This window comes from Streptomyces venezuelae, assembly GCF_008642375.1.
Classification (GTDB): Bacteria; Actinomycetota; Actinomycetes; order Streptomycetales; family Streptomycetaceae; genus Streptomyces; species Streptomyces venezuelae_G.
Map to the genome: position 1 here is coordinate 5,131,223 of NZ_CP029194.1, position 15,411 is coordinate 5,146,633.

The following is a 15,411-nucleotide window of genomic DNA, read 5'->3' on the forward strand; positions in this document are numbered from 1 at the left end:
CGGGCCCACCCCCGGAATCCACCTTTCCCGGCAGGCGTTGCACCATGGGAGCCGGTCGTACGAAAGGGAGAGTGGGTCGGGTGGACGTCCAGGGCACGGTGGCGGCGGGCTGGGAGCCGGTCAGGGACGCGTTCCTGCGCAATTTCGAGCAGCGCGGCGAGCGCGGGGCGGCCGTCGCCGTCCACCGCGACGGGGTCAAGGTCGTCGACCTGTGGGCGGGTGCCCGAGACGTGGACGGCACGGCCCCGTGGACCGGGTCGACGGCGCAGGTGGTCCGCTCGGCCACGAAGGGTGTCGCCGCCGCCGTCCCCCTGCTCCTGCACCAGCGCGGCCTGCTCGACCTGGACGCCCCCGTCGCCACGTACTGGCCGGAGTTCAAGGCGGCCGGCAAGGACCGCGTGACCGTACGGCAGCTCCTCGCGCACCGGGCCGGGGTCCCCGTCCTGGACCGCCCCCTCACCCTCGCCGAGGCGATCGACCTCCCGACGGCCACTGGCGCGATAGCCGCGCAGGCCCCCGTCTGGGAGCCCGGCACCGCCCACGGCTACCACGCCCACACCTTCAGCTGGCTGCTCTCCGGCCTCGTCCACCGCGTCACCGGGCGCACCATCGGCCGCTGGGTCGCCGAGGAGATCACCGGCCCCCTCGGCCTCGACCTGTGGATCGGGCTGCCGGACGCGGAGGCCCACCGGGTCGGCCGCCTCGGCCCCGTCGAGGAGATCGACCCGCCCGGCGGCGGCGCGCTCAAGCTCCGCCCCAAGCGCTCCGTCAGCGAGGCCTACAAGGACCCGGACTCCCTCACCCGGCGCGCCTTCGGGGTCATCGAGCCCCAGCCCGACGAGAACGACCCCGTCTACCGGGCCGCGGAACTGCCCGGCTCGGCGGGTGTCGCCACCGCCCGCGCGCTCGCCCGCTTCTACGCCGCGACCCTCGGCCCCGTGGACGGCGCCGACCGCCTCTTCGCCCCGGCGACGCTCACCCTGGCCCGTACGGAGGAGTCGGCGGGAGCGGACCGGGTGCTGCTCGTCGGCACCCGCTTCGGGCTCGGCCACATGCTGCACGGACCGGCCTCCCCGCTCCTCGGCCCGTCCTCCTTCGGCCACCCCGGCCGCGGCGGCTCCCTCGGCTTCGCCGACCCGGAGTCCGGGATCGCCTTCGGGTACGTCACCAACGGCATGCGGAAGACGGTCACGGCCGACCCGCGGGCCCAGGCGCTGGTCCGGGCCGTGCGGTCGGTCGTGGACCTGACCTGACCCCCACTTTGAACCTTCTTGACCTGGCTCTGCCCCTTCTTGAACTGACCTGACATTCTGCGCCGTTGACCGGCGGGTCCGGGGGCGCCAGGCCAGTACCGTGTGCGAGCCCACTGACCAATGGGCGGGCACGGGGGGCAGGGGTGAGCGGGATTCCGTCGCGACCGTCGCGACCGGCGAGAACCTTCGGAACGACACGAACACCGAGAACGGCGCAACACCCGGTGCGGGCCGCGGCGCCGACCGACCGCGTGGCGCTGCGGATCGCGAGCAGCCGCCTCTGGGAGATCTACGGCAGCATCGGGCTGCTCGCCGCGCACCGGGGCCTCGTGCCCTGGCCGTACGCGCACTGGGCCAAGGCCGCACGCCGTTCGCTGAGCCGCTCCGAGGTGACCATCCCGGGCTGGCTCGTCCACCTCTTCCGGACCGGCGGCGGGAGCCTTCCGCCGTTCCTCCTCGCCGTCCCGGCCGAGGACGGACCGGACCTGAGCGAGGAGCTCGCGACCCTGGCGACGGTCTGCCCGTCCCGGGTCCGCGCCGAGCTCGAACAGCGCTTCCCGCAGGGCGTGCCCGCCGAGGTCCGCCCGCTGTACGCGGACCCCGCGGCGCGCGTCGCCGAGCTCCGCGCCTTCCTGCCGCGGTACTGGCAGACCGCGCTGGCCCCGTACGCGGCGGCCCTGCGGGCGGCGACGGAGGAGGACGTCCTGCGCCGCGCCCGCACGCTCGCCACCGAGGGGCCGGAGGCGGTGCTGGACGCGGTGGGCGGGATCGCGGTGCCCGGCGGGGTCGCGGTGCCCGGCGTGATGGCCGTGTCGGGCGTCTCCCGACTCGTCCTCGTACCCCTGCTGTTCGGCCGGGGCGCACCCTTCTTCACCTCGGCCCCGGACGGCTCCGAGGCCGCCCTGTCCTACCCGGTCGAAGGGTCCGCCGCCCTCGTCGGGGAAGCGCCGGCCGAGCGGCGCGCCGACGCGCCCGTGCGCGGCGACCGGCTGGAGATCCTCCTCGGCCGCAGCCGGGCCGGTGTCGTCCGGGCCCTCGTGACGCCCACGACCACCTCGGACCTCGCGACGGCCCTCGGCCTCGCCCCGAGCACCGTCTCCCAGCACCTCACGGCGCTGGTGGCCGCGGGCGTGGTGCGCCGGCACAGGGCGGGCGTGCGCGTGCTCTACGAACTGGACCGCCCGGGCGCGGTGCTGCTGAGGCATCTGGACCACACGCGCGGGGCGCCGGCGGTCCGGTGACCGGGCAGTAGGGTCAACTCGCCGTACACGTACACAGGTTGCAACAGGAGAGAACGCATGTCCCAGGAAACGTACGAGAAGCTGGTCGCCCTGCTCGACGAGCGCGGTGCCGCCTACCGGGTGATCGAGCACGCGCCCGAGGGTGCCACCGAGGCGGTCAGCGCCCTGCGGGGGCACGAACTCGCCCAGGCGGCCAAGTGCATCATCGCGATGGTCAAGATCGGCAAGAAGGAGAAGCGGTTCGCGCTGGTCGTCGTCCCCGGTGACCGGCGGATCGACCTCGCGGCCGTGAAGGCGCTGTACGGCGGCACCTACGTGTCCTTCGCGTCCCCCGAGATCGCGGAGGAGCTCGCGGGCTCGGAGAGCGGCACGATCCTGCCGTTCTCCTTCGACGAGCGCCTGGAGCTCTTCGTCGACCCGGACCTCCTGACGCACGAGGAGTTCTACTTCAACGCCGCCCGGCTCGACCGCTCGATCGCCCTCTCCAGCGCGGACTACTGCTCGATCGCGGAGCCGCGCCTGGAGCGCGTCTCGACCGACTGACGCCCGCGCGTCACGCCATGGTGGGCGTCAGCGCGAGCACCATCCCCAGACCGACGAGCACGGTGCCGATGACCTTGTTGAGCACGCTCTGACGCTGCAGCAGGCGGGCCCGCAGGCTCTGGTTGGAGAAGAGGAGCGCGGCCAGGGCGAACCAGACCAGGTGGGCGAACGACATGAAGAGGCCGTAGCCGACCTGCTGGAAGACGGGGGTGTCGGCGCTGACGACCTGGGTGTACGTGCTCAGCACGAACAGCATCGTCTTCGGGTTGAGCGCGTTCGTCAGGAATCCGGTGCGCAGCGCGCCCGCCTTCGAAAGGCCGCCGTCGCCCGACAGATCGATGTCCACCTGGGTCTTGGTGACGAACGTCTTGTACCCGATGTACACGAGATACGCGGCGCCGATCAGTTTCATCGCGGTGAAAAGCATCGGACTCCGGGAAACCAGAAGTCCCACGCCCAGCATCGTGTAGGTGACGTGGACGAGAACACCGAGGGCAATTCCGACGGCGGCGAGAACGCCCGCGGTGCGCCCGTACAGGTAACTGTTGCGGACGGTCATCGCGAAGTCCGCTCCGGGGCTGATGACAGCCAGAACTGTGATGACCGCCACGGCGATGAGCTGACCCATTTGCTGACCCGTTTTCCCGTCTTCTTCTCACTCGTTCACGCGGCGGTGGGGGTGCGGGGGGCCGGCCGTGGCGGACTCGCCGCGGCCGGCGCCCCCTCACCCCCGCCGTACATCAGGGCTTGTGACGGTAGGTCACGACCAGCACGTCGCGCGAGGCCGGGACCGAGGAATCGATCCGCTCGATCGGCGAGACGCCGTGGTAGACCCGCTCGTCGTTGACGAGCGCCAGGTCGAGGGGGTCGGTGAGCTCGAACTTCTCCACCGGCTGCTTGTCCAGGTTGAAGACGGTGCTCTCGCCGCCGGTGGCGTTGGAGCGGCCGATCATCGCCATCAGGACGAAGGTGACGCCGTCGCGGTGGACGCCCTCGGGCGTCGGCAGACCGACCTCCTCGCCGTCGACCTCGATGCGGAACTGGTGGGCCTCGATGTGCCACGCGGAGTACGGGGCGAGCCGGCCGAAGATGTCGCAGCCCAGGGTGACCAGGCTGTTCATCGTGGCGCCGTGCAGCGACGCGTCCTCGAAGGGCTCGTAGTGGCGGGCGACGCCGCCGTTGAGGGTGTTGTAGTCGAGCCCCTGGTAGTGCGGCTGGTGGGCCTCGACGCGGTAGTCGTTGCCGGCGCGGGGCGCGCTGAGCGTGGCGTGCCGGCGGCGGCGGTAGCGCCCGCCGTCCGCCATGTAGCCGTCGAGCGGCATCCGGCCCCAGCTCTCGCGGAAGGCCTCCAGGTCGTCGAGCGCGGTCTCGGACCGCTGGAGGAGAAGCTCCTTGACCTTCTCGCCGGAGCGGAGGTCAAAGCTCCGGGAGGAAAGGGACTCGCATATTTCCTCTACTCCGGACGCGTACGACGAAGACATTGTTCCCCCTGAGTCCAAGTGATCATCGGTCGGAACCGATCGTGGTATTTGCGACGGGGGCATGTCAAAGCCTTTCGGTCGTGGCCGAATTGTCAGGAGTCCGCTTTTCGTGAAGGGAATGTTGCGGCCGTATGACCTGAGGGGTAGGAACCGCCCCATGGAACTTCGACGCGGTGAACTCCCGGCACGTTTCGACGAATACGCGGTACTGATCACGGGCGCGGCGCGCGGCATCGGCGCGGCCACCGCGCGACGGCTCGCGGCCGAGGGCGCGCGGGTGCTGGTCACGGACATCGACGAGGACGAGGCCGCGCGGACCGCCGCCGAGCTGCCCGGGGCGGTGGCCCTGCGCTGCGACGTCGGCGACCGGGACTCGGTGGAGGCGGCCGTCGCGTACGCGGTGGAGACCTTCGGCGGCCTCGACGTCCTCGTCAACAACGCCCTCGCCCCCGTCGCCCCCGACCGCGACCGCTTCGAGGACGAGCCGGACGGGGGCTGGGCGGGCCAGCTCGACGTGACGCTGATGGGCGCGGTCCGCTGCTCCCGGGCGGCGCTGCCGCACCTCGCGGCGGCCGACGGGCGCGGGGCGATCGTCATGATCGGCTCGGTCAACGCCGAGGCGGACTTCGGCAGCCACGCCTACAGCGCGGCCAAGGCGGGCCTCACCTCGCTGACCCGGACGCTGGCGGGCGACGCGGCGCCGCGCGGTGTCCGCGTCAACCAGATCAACCCGGGGACGATCGCGACGACGGGCTGGGTGGGCCGGGAGGCCGACCTCGCCCTCCTGGCGGACCGGGTCTACCCGCTGGGCCGCGTCGGCACGCCGGAGGACGTGGCCGCCGCCGTCGCGTTCCTCGCCTCGCGGGACGCGTCCTGGATCACGGGCACGGTCCTGCGGGTCGACGGCGGCCTGCTGGCGGTGAACACGCACTTCGCGGAGGTCCTGGCGGACTGAGGAGGGCGGCGGCGGAACTTTCCGGACCGGAGACGCAACCCCGGGAGGTGCCACACGTCTGGTGGGTTGAAGGCGCCCTTCACGTCCTGTCCCACCTCCTCACCTGGAGAGCCCCATGAACCGCACCACTCGCCGTCGCCGGATCCTGGGCGCCGTCACCGGCGCCGCGCTGCTCCTGGGCGGCGCCTTCACCGCCCAGGCCGTCGCCGACTCGGGCGAGCAGCCGAAGCCCGCGGCGCCCAAGGCCGTCCCGGCCGAAGAGGCGGCCCCGCAGCCGGCGCCGAAGCCCGCCGTGGTGAAGCCGGGCACGGGCACGGCGCGTCCGGCCCCGGCGGTCAAGCCGGGCACGGCCCGGCCCGCCCCCGCCCCGGCCACGGCCCCTGCCGTGAAGCCGACGCCGGCGCCGGTTCCGGCTCCGGCCGCCGCGAAGCCCGCACCGGCGGCCGAGCAGACGCCCGCCCCCGCTCCCGCCTCGGCCGAGAACGCGCCCCGCGTGATCGCCCCGGGCCCGGCGGGCGCCGGGAAGTAACACGGAGCCCGGAGTCAGGGCGGGCCGGCCCTCCACAGGGCCGGCCCGCCTCCTTCCCCTCCCGCAACGGATCGAGCGAGGCCCATGCAATACGCGATACACGCGGCGCCACCCTGGTGGTCCCGCCTGCTCGCCCGTGTGTCCGGTACCGAGCACCTCGCGGTGGTACGGGAACTCCGCCCCCGCCCCCGGACGTCGCCCTACGCCGACGAGCGGCCGCCCGGCCTGACCGAGCTGTACCGGGCGCGACGGCTCGACATGGTGCGGCTCGCGCTCTTCCTGGTCGACGACCTGCACACCGCCGAGGACGTCGTCCAGGACGCGTTCGCGGCCGTGTGCCGCGCGTACGGCACCTCGCTGGACGGCCTCCGGGACCCGGGGGCGTACCTGCACACCGCCGTGGTCAACGCGGCCCGCTCGGTCCTCCGCCGCCGCCGCACGGCCCGCGGCTACACCCCGCCCCACCAGCCGGCGGGCCCGCCGGTGGACGAGGGCCTCCTCCTCGCGGAGGAACACCGCGCCGTTCTCGACGCACTGGCCCGACTCACCGTCCGCCAGCGTGAGGTACTGGTCCTGCGCTACTGGTCGGAGCTGACCGAGGAGCAGATCGCGCGGACGCTCGGCCTGTCGCGCGGCACGGTGAAGTCCACGGCGAGCCGCGCCCTGGACGCCCTGGAGAAGAGACTGGAGGCGTCCTGATGGCCACCCCGCCCACCGAAGACCGCCACGCCACCACCGAGGCCCGCCTCAGAGCGGCCCTGACGGCCCGCGCGGCCCAGGTCACCCACCACGACCTGCGCCGGGAGCCGCCACCGCGCGGCCGTGCCCGGTCCGTCCGCGGTCTGTACGGCCGGGGCCTCGCCGCGCTCGCCGTGGCCGCGGCCGTGGCGGCGGTGTGCCTCCTGGCCCTGCGCCCCGAGATCCGCCTGGACCCCGCCCCGGTGCAGCCCGCCCGCCCCCCGGCCACCGGCACCGACCGCCCGGCCCCCGACCAGCCCCCGACGCCCCGGCCGGCCGCGGAGACGCCCCGGGTGGTCCCCCCGGCCCCGGCGGACTGACGGGAAGCGCCGCGGCGCTCGAGCGCCCCACGGCACACTGCACAGCGAGGTCCACCCGTCGCCGCCCGCTCCGGCAACTGGCGTGTCTGCGACCGCCTCGGACCGGGAAAGCTGGTGTGGGCGGAGCTTGCCGTGGAGGGGGAGTCGGATGCGTCGTGAGGGAATCGCGGCCGGTCGGGTGGCCGGGCCGTACCACCGGGGGGCTCGGCGGCCGAAACTCTGGGCGTTACGGTCCGACCGGTCCGGGAGCGGCCTGATCACCGAGGCCGAGTGCACCACCTGCCACGACGGTTCGGGCCCGGCGGACGACGGGCGCGGGCCCGCCGTCTGGTGCCTGGCCCACGCCGAGGAGACCGGCCACACCGGCTTCCGCCGCATCAGAACGGACTTCTTCCGAGCCTCCTGCGACGGCGCCTGAGCCGACGGCGCCTGAGCCGAGGGGGGCCTGAGCCGAAGGGGGCCTGAGCCGAGGGGGCCTGCCCGTCTCGTCGCGACTCCCTCAGCCCGCCTGGAGCATCAGGCCGATGCCGAGGACCATCAGGCCCGCCGCCGCGATCCTCGGGCCGCCGAAGCGTTCCTTGAAGAAGAGCGCGCCGATCGCGGCGCCCACGATGATCGAGGACTCGCGGAGCGCGGCGATCGGGGCCAGTGGGGCCTTCGTCTGGGCCCACAGGACGAGGGCGTACGCCGACACCGAGAGCGCCGCGCCCAGCAGACCCCGGGCCGCGTGCGGCCGGAGCTGGGGGAGGAGGGCCGACCGGCGCCGCCACAGGGCGTACGCGGGGATCACGAGGCCCTGGAGGATCATCAGCCACGCGATGTAGCCGAGCGGGGTGCCGGAGGCCCGGACGCCGACGCCGTCGACCACCGTGTAGAGCGCGATCGACAGGCCCGTCGCGCCCGCGGCGGCCAGCGCCGGCCACTGCGGGCGGGCGGCGCCCTTGCCCCGGATGCCCCACAGGGCGAGTCCCGTCAGGCCCGCGCAGGCCACCGCCACCCCGAGCAACTGCCAGCCGCCCGGCACCTCGTGGAGGAAGACCGCCGCGAGGACGGTCACGACGAGCGGGGCCGTACCGCGGGCGATCGGGTACATCTGCCCGAAGTCGCCCAGCGTGAACGAGCGCATGAGCAAGGCGTAGTAGCCGATGTGGAGGACCGCCGAGGCGATCAGGTACGGCCAGGCGCCGGCCGCAGGGAGCGGCACGAAGACGGCCGTGACCAGGCCGAGCAGCGCCCCGCCGCCGGATATCAGCGTGAAGGAGAGCAACTGCTCCTTGATGTGGTGGGCGATCGCGTTCCAGCTCGCGTGCGTGACGGCCGCCACGAGGACCGCGAGGGTGACGAGAGGCGTCACGCCGAGGCCTCGCGTACGTCCACGAGGGTGGCGCCGGCCTGGGCGACCAGGGTCTTCGGGTCGAGGGCGAAGACCGTGTGCGGGGTGCCCGCCGCCGCCCACACCACCTCGTGGCCGAGGACGCCCCGGTCCGCGAGGACCCGGGTCCGGGTGCGGTGCCCGAAGGGCGGGACGCCCCCGATCGCGTACCCCGTCGTCTCCCTGACCACCTTCGCGTCGGCCCGCGTCACCTTCCCGGCGCCCAGCTCCTCCCGTACCCGCTCGACGTCCACCCGCGAGGCGCCGTCCATCAGGACGAGGACCGGCACCCCGTCGGCGGCGAAGATCAGCGACTTCACGATCTCGGCGACCCGGCAGCCGATGGCCTCGGCGGCCTGCTGCGCGGTGCGGGTCTCGTCCGGGAAGCGGCGGACCTCGACGTCGAGGCCCAACTCCTGGAGAGCGGCGGCGAACTGAGGGTGTACGTCAGTGGTCATGGCCCGCACGCTAGCGGTAGCTGTACGGGCCATGCGACCGGGTTCCGGGCGCCGGCGGTCAGCCGGCCTTCAGGACCCTCGCGACCACCGGCCCGGCCGCGTCACTGCCGTGGCCGCCGCTCTGGACGACCGCCGCCGCCGCGAGGTCGCCGGAGTAGCCGGTGAACCAGCTGTTGGACTTGCCCTGGCCGTCGACCTCGGCGGAGCCGGTCTTCGCACCCTTGGGGGAGGCGACCCCCGACATCGAGTCGACAGCGGTGCCGTCCGAGGCCGTCGCCGTCTCGTTCATCATCCGCCGCAGCGCCGCGGCGACCCCGCGCGAGAGCGGCTCGGCCTTGGCGAACTCCCGGCTGTCGAGCTCCTGCGCCACCAGGTACGGCTGGAGGAAGCCGCCGTTCTTCACGGTCGCGGAGAGCGAGGCGACGTTCAGTGCGCTCATCTGGATCCTGCCCTGGCCGATGTACGAGGCCGAGGTCTCGTTCCCCGCGGACTCGGGGACGCTGCCGTCCGCCGCCCGGACGCCCACCTCCCAGACCTGGCCGATGCCGAAGGAGTCGCGGGCGGTGTCGCCGAGGGCGGTGTCCGCGATCTTCTTGTCGCTGAGGACGCTGATCGCCTTGATGAAGGCGGTGTTGCAGGAGCGGCGGAACGCCTTGGCGAGGGTGGCGTTCGGGATGCTGAACCGGTCGAGGTTCTCGAAGGTCTGGCCGCGCGACAGCACGTCCGGAGGACACTCGACCTTGCTGTCGGGCCCGGCCACCACGCCGTTCTGCAGCATCATCGCCGCCGAGACGATCTTCATCGTCGAGCCGGGCGCCTGCTGCCCCTCGAGGGCCGTGTTGAACTCGGTGGCCGGGTTGTTGGCCACCGCCCGTATCGCGCCCGTGGACGGCTCGATCGCCGCCACCGAGGCCTTGCCGTACGCCTTGACCGCCTTCTCGGCCGCCGCCTGCACGCCCGCGTCGATGGTGGTCTTCAGCGTCCCCGCCTTGCCCTTCGACAGGACGAGGAGGGGGATGTCGGTCCCGGACTCGCTGCCCGAGTCGATCCACGTCTCGATGCCGGACGAGCCGCCCGCCTTCGCCCCGTACCGCTTGCGCAGTTCGGCCAGGACCGGCGCGAGCGAGGGGTACTTCTCCGCCGTCAGCTCGACGCCGTTGCGGTCGACGGCCTTCACGGACGCGGCCTTCGCGACGCCCGTACGGATCGTGGCGTCGGCGCCGAGCAGCTTCGGGTGGAGCACGGACGGCGCCCACTTCACCAGCGGCCGGCCCGTCGTCTGGCCCCGGACGACGGTCAGTTCGGAGGCGTACGACCAGGGCTTCGACACGTCCTTGTACGTGATCGTCGCCTTCACCGTGAACGGCACCGTCGTCCCGACCGGCGTCCCCGGCGTGATCTCGGCCTCCGAGATGCTCGCGCCGTCACGGTAGGCCGCCACGGCCGGCTCCGCCGTGACCGGGTCGTTCGTCAGCTGCCCGGCCTTCTCCGGCTCCCCGGCGGCCCAGGCCGCGAGGAACTCCCGTGCGGTGGAAGTCACTTCGTCACCGGTGACGGGCCCGGTCCTCGGCGCGGCGCCGGCGCGGGTCTCGGGGGACGTGTTGCCGCCCGTGATCCCGTTGTAGAGGTTGAGGCCCCCGTATCCGACCCCGCCCGCCACGACGAGGAACACGCCCCCGACTATCGCGGTCTTGGCTCCACTGCGCATGACTGCGCCTCCCCTCCCCAGGTGACCGTCCAGTCAAGCAGCGTCCCTTCGGTGTGTCGAGCAACTATCGGCACATCCGTCACTTGGGCTGTCGTGTACTCGGCAGAGCCGCCGCGTCGTATCCGCTGGGCACCTCCCGTACCTCCTGGAGGAACAGCTGGAAAAGGAGGTGACCGGGGGTCTGCTGCCACTCGCCCTTCCGCTGCGAGGACTTGCCGGGATTGACGCTGAAGTAGCCGTGCTGCTCGGCCTTGATCCCGATGTAGCCGCCGAGGGTGCCCTCGTTTCCGGTCGCCGCCACGCGCTTGGGGTCGTCGCTCCCCGGGGGATACGCGTGGTTGATGTACATCGGCGCGTCCCCCTGGGGCGCCAGCGCGGTGTACAGCGGGTTGAAGAGCAGCTCGTGGGCTCCCGGCTTGAGCGTGAACTCGAGCATCCTGCTGCCGGCTTCCATGTAGTGGTGAGCCTGCTTCTGGTCGCCCAGGTGAGTGCCGACGGGAATGTACTGGTTCTGCGAATCGTGCCAGTCGCCGGCCTTCGCCGCGGGGTTCGCCCTGATCCAGGCCTCGGCCTCGTCCTTCTTGCTCTGGACGCCCTCCGCCCCCTGGGCCCATGCCAGCACCCTGTCCGCCTCTCCGCTGCTCATGCCCCGGTAGAGCTTCATGGACCCGGATGTCGCGGGCTTGGCGTCCAGCTGCAGGAGCAGGGCGCTGGCGATTCCCCCGACGATGGCATCGAGGGACCGCGGCGAAGGCTTCCCGACGTTCTTCATGTTCTTCTTGGCGTTCTGCAGCTGCTTCTTCCCTCCCGCCTGCTCCTCCCAATAGCGCTGGGTGAGCATCTCGTCGGGATCGGCGGGGTACGCGATCCGCTGTACGGACGGCAGGCCCGTCGACGTCTCCGACGCCACGGGAGCAGCAGTCGCCCCGCGACGCTGTACGGCGTGCGCCGCCTCGGGGCGGGCGGCCGCCATCACCCGGTTCGCGGTGGCCTCGGCCTCCCGCTCGAAGCGGTCGGACGGGTCGCTCACGCGGAGCCCGGACCCGTTGTCGGCGCCCGCGACGGGCCCTTGGCGCTGCTGGATGACGTGGGTCAGCTCGTGCGCGAGGGTGTGCTTGTCGGCTCCGCCGGCGCCGATGACGACATGGCTGCCGGAGGTGTAGGCGCGGGCGCCGACCTCGGCGGCGGAGGCCCGGGCGGCGGAGTCGTCGTGGACGCGGACGTCGGAGAAGTCCGCGCCGAGCCGGGCCTCCATGTCGGTGCGGGTGGCCTCGTCCAGCGAACGCCCCGGGGTGCGCAGGACGTCGTGGACGGCGGAGCGCTGCACCGGCTCCGCCTGCTGCCCGTGGCCGCAGCCGGCGCCGTGCCGGTGCTGCTCCTGGGCCCAGGGGTGGCCGGCCTGCCGGAGCATCTGGACGGTCGCCGCGTTGCCCGCGCCGGGCGGCGGAAGCCGGCGGTCCGGCCCCGCCGCGGAGGGCTCCGGCACCCGCCGCGCGACCGCCTTGCCGTCCGGCGCCCGGTCCCGCTCTCCGTCGTTGCTCGTCCTACCGTCGCTCGGGCTCCGCACGGCTACCTCACTCCTGGTCGCGGCCTGGGCTTCCTGGATACCCGGGGGGCGGGCCCCCGCTCCGGGGCGCGCGGGGCAGAGGCGGGGGCAGAGTCGAGGGGCCGAACGGGCAGCGCGGAGGGCGCCGGAATGCCGGGAGGGGGGACCGGACGAGGGTTCCCTTTGACCGCCTCTCGCAGTCGGCGGATGATGGGAACGAGGTCCTCCAGCCGGATCGGTGATTCCTATGCAAGCCGTGATGCGTCGGCGCGCGGCCACCGCAGCAGGGGCCTTCGCCCTCTGCGGAGCCCTTGCCGCACCAGCAGCCATCGAGGCGGCCTCGGCCGTGAGCGACACCGGACAAGTGGTCCTCAAGGACCATGTGGACAAGCCGAAGAAGCCGAAGAAGGTCAAGTAGACCGGTTTGCCGGCCGCCTGCGACGGCTGCGGCCGTCTGTGGGCCGTCCAGGAGTCGCAGGGGCCCACCGACAGTCACCGAGAACAACCAAGAGGGCGCGACCAGTGGTCGCGCCCTCTCTGTCATTCCCCTGCTAGATCCACGTGTCGAGCCACATCCGGCCCCGCCATTCGTCTATCGGAATGGGAGTGCCGGTGTAGATGGGCCAGAAATAGATGAAGTTCCAGAGGATCAGCAGCACCAGACAGCCCGCCGCCACCGCGCCGAACGTCCGGCGCCTTTCCGACGATCCGCGTGGGCCGACGATCGCGCCCAGCATCATGGCCACCGCCAGACACAGGAAAGGCACGAAGACGACCGCGTAGAAGAGGAAGATCGTGCGTTCCTGGTAGAGGAACCAGGGGACCCAGCCCGCCGCGACCGCGCAGGCGATCGCGCCCGCGCGCCAGTCGCGGCGGAAGGCCCAGCGCCACAGCACGTACAGGATGGCGAAGCAGGCCGCCCACCACAGGAGCGGGGTGCCGAGGGCCAGGACCTCCTGGGCGCACTTCTCCTTGGCGGTGGCCGGGCAGCCGTTGGTGCCGGGGGCCGGGGACTCGTAGAAGTACGAGACGGGGCGGCCGAGGACGATCCAGGACCAGGGGTTCGACTCGTACGTGTGCGGCGAGGTCAGGCCGACGTGGAAGTTGTACACCTCGGACTCGTAGTGCCAGAGGCTGCGCCACCACTGCGGCATCCACCCCCAGGCCCCGCCGCCGTCGAGCTTGTCCTGCTGGGCCGCCCAGCCGCGGAAGTAGCCCTTGTCGGAGACGATCCAGCCCGTCCAGGTCACCAGGTACGTGGCGATCGCCACCGGTACCACCGACACGAACGCCGGGAGCAGGTCCTTCTTGATCACCGAGAGGTACGGGCGGACGGCGCCGCCCGTGCGTCGGCCGGCCACGTCCCACAGGACCGTCATGAGGCCGAACGCCACCATGACGTACAGGCCGTTCCACTTGGTCGCCGCCGCGAGGCCCAGCATCACACCGGCCGCGATCCGCCACGGCCGCCACCCCATGCGCAGCGTCTCCGCGACCTCCGCGTCGGGCCGCAGCACCCCCTCCGCGTCCTCGGGGAGCGCCGCCGCGAGCCGTTTCCGGTTGCGGTCGCGGTCGACGACCAGGCAGCCGAAGGAGGCGAGCACGAAGAACATCAGCACCTGGTCGAGGAGCGCGGTGCGGCTCATCACGAAGTGCAGGCCGTCGACGGCGAGCAGCAGGCCCGCCAGACAGCCCAGGAAGGTGGAGCGGAAGAGACGGCGGCCGATCCGGCACAGCATCAGGACCGACAGCGTGCCCAGCAGCGCCACCATGAAGCGCCAGCCGAAGGGCTCGAAGCCGAAGAGCTTCTCGCCGACGCCGATGACCCATTTGCCCATCGGGGGGTGGACGACATAGCCGGGGTCCGTCGGCACGAGCACCGCGCCCGGGTCCGTCAGGATCGTCTTGTCGATGTCCTTCGGCCAGGCACCCTCGTACCCCTGGTTGATCAGGGCCCAGGAGTCCTTGGCGTAGTACGTCTCGTCGAATATCACCGCGTGCGGCTTGCCCAGGTTCCAGAACCTCAGCACGCCCGCGACCGCCGTGACCAGGAGCGGACCGCCCCAGGCCATCAGCCGCCACAGCCGTTCGGCCGGGCCGGGCCCGATGCCGAAGAGCGACCACACGCGCGCCGACGGACGGGCGTACGGGGGGTCGAGCCGCTCCCGCAGCCCGATGGGAGCGGCATTTTCGGCGCGGGGCGCGTAGCCGAAGCGCCGCAGCCTCTGCTGCCACGAAGAGGGCTCTGCCACGGGCGCCGCCATGGGGTGCTGGCCCTCCAGGGCCTCGGGTGCGGTACTGGTCACCGCGCCATCGTAGGGAACGCGCCTGTGCGCGTCGCCTGTCCGGGCTGGGAGGATGTCCCGTGTGACAGGAATGCTGGTACTCGCAGGGACCCCCATCGGTGACATCGCGGACGCTCCGCCCCGACTCGCCACCGAACTGGAGAACGCGGACATCGTGGCCGCCGAGGACACCCGGAGGCTGCGCGGCCTGACCCGGGCCCTCGGCATCCACACCTCGGGACGGGTCGTCTCGTACTTCGAGGGCAACGAGTCCGCCCGCACGCCCGAGCTCGTCGAGGCGCTCGTGGGCGGTGCCCGTGTGCTGCTCGTGACGGACGCGGGCATGCCGTCCGTCTCGGACCCCGGCTACCGGCTCGTCGCCGCCGCCGTCGAGCAGGACATCAAGGTCACGGCCGTCCCGGGCCCGTCCGCCGTGCTCACCGCGCTCGCCCTCTCCGGGCTGCCCGTGGACCGCTTCTGCTTCGAGGGCTTCCTCCCCAGGAAGGCGGGGGAGCGCCTGGGCCGGCTCCGCGAGGTCGCGGACGAGCGCCGCACCCTCGTCTACTTCGAGGCCCCGCACCGGCTCGACGACACGCTCGCCGCGATGGCCGAGGTCTTCGGCGCCGAGCGCCGAGCCGCCGTCTGCCGCGAGCTGACCAAGACGTACGAGGAGGTCAAGCGCGGCCCGCTCGCCGAGCTGGCGGCCTGGGCCGCCGAGGGCGTACGCGGCGAGATCACCGTCGTCGTCGAGGGAGCCCCCGAGACCGGCCCCGCCGAACTCGACGCCGAGGAGCTGGTGCGCAGGGTGCAGGTGCGCGAGGAGGCGGGGGAGCGCCGCAAGGAGGCGATCGCCGCGGTCGCGGCCGAGGCGGGGCTGCCCAAGCGCGAGGTGTTCGATGCGGTCGTGGCGGCAAAGAACGCGGCAAAGGGCTGACTGGAAGGGTCCTCGTAAACGTAAAGGACTAACCTGAAAGGCAAAGCC

Annotated in this window: 17 protein-coding genes; 10 read left to right on the top strand and 7 right to left on the bottom strand. The window is 72.7% G+C overall.

Features of this window, described 5'->3' with window-relative positions:
* Window positions 1–44: 44 nt before the first annotated feature.
* From DEJ46_RS23680 to DEJ46_RS23690, 3 genes are all read left to right on the top strand, one after another.
* Entirely contained in the window at window positions 45–1,253 is a 1,209-nt protein-coding gene (locus tag DEJ46_RS23680; protein ID WP_150269423.1) for a serine hydrolase domain-containing protein, read from the top strand.
* A 224-nt stretch (window positions 1,254–1,477) separates the two neighbouring features.
* Window positions 1,478–2,494 carry an ArsR/SmtB family transcription factor gene (locus DEJ46_RS23685; protein ID WP_150269425.1) on the top strand — a complete coding sequence of 339 codons (1,017 nt, stop codon included), beginning with the start codon at window positions 1,478–1,480 and terminating at the stop codon, window positions 2,492–2,494.
* 57 nt (window positions 2,495–2,551) lie between these two features.
* Complete coding sequence (locus DEJ46_RS23690; protein WP_150269427.1) at window positions 2,552–3,037, top strand: YbaK/EbsC family protein; 486 nt, start codon at window positions 2,552–2,554, stop codon at window positions 3,035–3,037.
* Between the two features lie 10 nt (window positions 3,038–3,047).
* On the opposite strand, the gene DEJ46_RS23695 is transcribed toward DEJ46_RS23690, so the two are convergent.
* Entirely contained in the window at window positions 3,048–3,665 is a 618-nt protein-coding gene (locus tag DEJ46_RS23695) for a LysE family translocator (protein ID WP_150269429.1), read from the bottom strand.
* A 112-nt stretch (window positions 3,666–3,777) separates the two neighbouring features.
* Window positions 3,778–4,518, bottom strand: coding sequence for a 2OG-Fe dioxygenase family protein (locus DEJ46_RS23700; RefSeq protein ID WP_150269430.1), 741 nt, complete (start codon window positions 4,516–4,518; stop codon window positions 3,778–3,780).
* Window positions 4,519–4,675: 157 nt separating this feature from the next.
* Here DEJ46_RS23700 and DEJ46_RS23705 point away from each other — a divergent pair, with 157 nt between their 5' ends.
* The 5 genes from DEJ46_RS23705 to DEJ46_RS23725 all read left to right on the top strand — a co-directional run bounded on the left by DEJ46_RS23705 (window position 4,676) and on the right by DEJ46_RS23725 (window position 7,478).
* A complete protein-coding gene (locus tag DEJ46_RS23705) occupies window positions 4,676–5,473 on the top strand; it encodes an SDR family NAD(P)-dependent oxidoreductase (protein ID WP_150269432.1) in 798 nt (265 codons plus the stop codon).
* Between the two features lie 115 nt (window positions 5,474–5,588).
* Window positions 5,589–6,002 carry a hypothetical protein gene (locus tag DEJ46_RS40065; RefSeq protein WP_223835029.1) on the top strand — a complete coding sequence of 138 codons (414 nt, stop codon included), beginning with the start codon at window positions 5,589–5,591 and terminating at the stop codon, window positions 6,000–6,002.
* Window positions 6,003–6,086: 84 nt separating this feature from the next.
* Window positions 6,087–6,701: a SigE family RNA polymerase sigma factor gene (locus DEJ46_RS23715; protein ID WP_150269434.1), complete on the top strand. Its 615-nt coding sequence runs from the start codon at window positions 6,087–6,089 to the stop codon at window positions 6,699–6,701.
* Window positions 6,701–7,060, top strand: coding sequence for a hypothetical protein (locus DEJ46_RS23720; protein ID WP_150269436.1), 360 nt, complete (start codon window positions 6,701–6,703; stop codon window positions 7,058–7,060). Before DEJ46_RS23715 ends, DEJ46_RS23720 begins: the two co-directional genes overlap by 1 nt.
* 148 nt (window positions 7,061–7,208) lie before the next feature.
* A complete protein-coding gene (locus tag DEJ46_RS23725; protein ID WP_150269438.1) occupies window positions 7,209–7,478 on the top strand; it encodes a hypothetical protein in 270 nt (89 codons plus the stop codon).
* A gap of 81 nt (window positions 7,479–7,559) precedes the next feature.
* Here the strand turns inward: DEJ46_RS23725 and DEJ46_RS23730 are convergent, their stop codons facing one another.
* From DEJ46_RS23730 to DEJ46_RS40070, 4 genes are all read right to left on the bottom strand, one after another.
* A complete protein-coding gene (locus DEJ46_RS23730) occupies window positions 7,560–8,414 on the bottom strand; it encodes a DMT family transporter (protein WP_150269440.1) in 855 nt (284 codons plus the stop codon).
* Complete coding sequence (locus DEJ46_RS23735; protein ID WP_411757778.1) at window positions 8,411–8,890, bottom strand: YbaK/EbsC family protein; 480 nt, start codon at window positions 8,888–8,890, stop codon at window positions 8,411–8,413. Before DEJ46_RS23735 ends, DEJ46_RS23730 begins: the two co-directional genes overlap by 4 nt.
* Before the next feature lie 58 nt (window positions 8,891–8,948).
* A complete protein-coding gene (locus DEJ46_RS23740) occupies window positions 8,949–10,598 on the bottom strand; it encodes a penicillin-binding transpeptidase domain-containing protein (RefSeq protein ID WP_150269444.1) in 1,650 nt (549 codons plus the stop codon).
* A 79-nt stretch (window positions 10,599–10,677) separates the two neighbouring features.
* Window positions 10,678–12,165: a DUF4157 domain-containing protein gene (locus tag DEJ46_RS40070; protein WP_411757779.1), complete on the bottom strand. Its 1,488-nt coding sequence runs from the start codon at window positions 12,163–12,165 to the stop codon at window positions 10,678–10,680.
* A 238-nt stretch (window positions 12,166–12,403) separates the two neighbouring features.
* Between DEJ46_RS40070 and DEJ46_RS39255 the strand changes: the two genes are divergently transcribed.
* On the top strand, window positions 12,404–12,562 hold the full coding sequence (locus tag DEJ46_RS39255) for a hypothetical protein (RefSeq protein WP_190622852.1): 159 nt from the start codon (window positions 12,404–12,406) through the stop codon (window positions 12,560–12,562).
* A gap of 133 nt (window positions 12,563–12,695) precedes the next feature.
* On the opposite strand, the gene DEJ46_RS23750 is transcribed toward DEJ46_RS39255, so the two are convergent.
* Window positions 12,696–14,450, bottom strand: a complete 1,755-nt coding sequence (locus DEJ46_RS23750) for a dolichyl-phosphate-mannose--protein mannosyltransferase (RefSeq protein ID WP_150269446.1) — start codon at window positions 14,448–14,450, stop codon at window positions 12,696–12,698.
* A 52-nt stretch (window positions 14,451–14,502) separates the two neighbouring features.
* On the opposite strand from DEJ46_RS23750, the gene rsmI reads away from it, so the two are divergent.
* Window positions 14,503–15,363, top strand: coding sequence for a 16S rRNA (cytidine(1402)-2'-O)-methyltransferase (gene rsmI / locus DEJ46_RS23755; protein WP_190622854.1), 861 nt, complete (start codon window positions 14,503–14,505; stop codon window positions 15,361–15,363).
* Window positions 15,364–15,411: the final 48 nt, after the last annotated feature.

Excerpts from the sequence above, each read along its gene's own strand:
- DEJ46_RS23680 (WP_150269423.1), top strand. The coding sequence starts at position 45 with ATGGGAGCCGGTCGTACGAAAGGGAGAGTGGGTCGGGTGGACGTCCAG.
- DEJ46_RS23690 (WP_150269427.1), top strand. The coding sequence starts at position 2,552 with ATGTCCCAGGAAACGTACGAGAAGCTGGTCGCCCTGCTCGACGAGCGC.
- DEJ46_RS23695 (WP_150269429.1), bottom strand. The coding sequence starts at position 3,665 with ATGGGTCAGCTCATCGCCGTGGCGGTCATCACAGTTCTGGCTGTCATC.
- DEJ46_RS23700 (WP_150269430.1), bottom strand. The coding sequence starts at position 4,518 with ATGTCTTCGTCGTACGCGTCCGGAGTAGAGGAAATATGCGAGTCCCTT.
- DEJ46_RS23705 (WP_150269432.1), top strand. The coding sequence starts at position 4,676 with ATGGAACTTCGACGCGGTGAACTCCCGGCACGTTTCGACGAATACGCG.
- DEJ46_RS40065 (WP_223835029.1), top strand. The coding sequence starts at position 5,589 with ATGAACCGCACCACTCGCCGTCGCCGGATCCTGGGCGCCGTCACCGGC.
- DEJ46_RS23715 (WP_150269434.1), top strand. The coding sequence starts at position 6,087 with ATGCAATACGCGATACACGCGGCGCCACCCTGGTGGTCCCGCCTGCTC.
- DEJ46_RS23720 (WP_150269436.1), top strand. The coding sequence starts at position 6,701 with ATGGCCACCCCGCCCACCGAAGACCGCCACGCCACCACCGAGGCCCGC.
- DEJ46_RS23725 (WP_150269438.1), top strand. The coding sequence starts at position 7,209 with ATGCGTCGTGAGGGAATCGCGGCCGGTCGGGTGGCCGGGCCGTACCAC.
- DEJ46_RS23735 (WP_411757778.1), bottom strand. The coding sequence starts at position 8,890 with ATGACCACTGACGTACACCCTCAGTTCGCCGCCGCTCTCCAGGAGTTG.
- DEJ46_RS23740 (WP_150269444.1), bottom strand. The coding sequence starts at position 10,598 with ATGCGCAGTGGAGCCAAGACCGCGATAGTCGGGGGCGTGTTCCTCGTC.
- DEJ46_RS39255 (WP_190622852.1), top strand. The coding sequence starts at position 12,404 with ATGCGTCGGCGCGCGGCCACCGCAGCAGGGGCCTTCGCCCTCTGCGGA.
- rsmI (WP_190622854.1), top strand. The coding sequence starts at position 14,503 with ATGTCCCGTGTGACAGGAATGCTGGTACTCGCAGGGACCCCCATCGGT.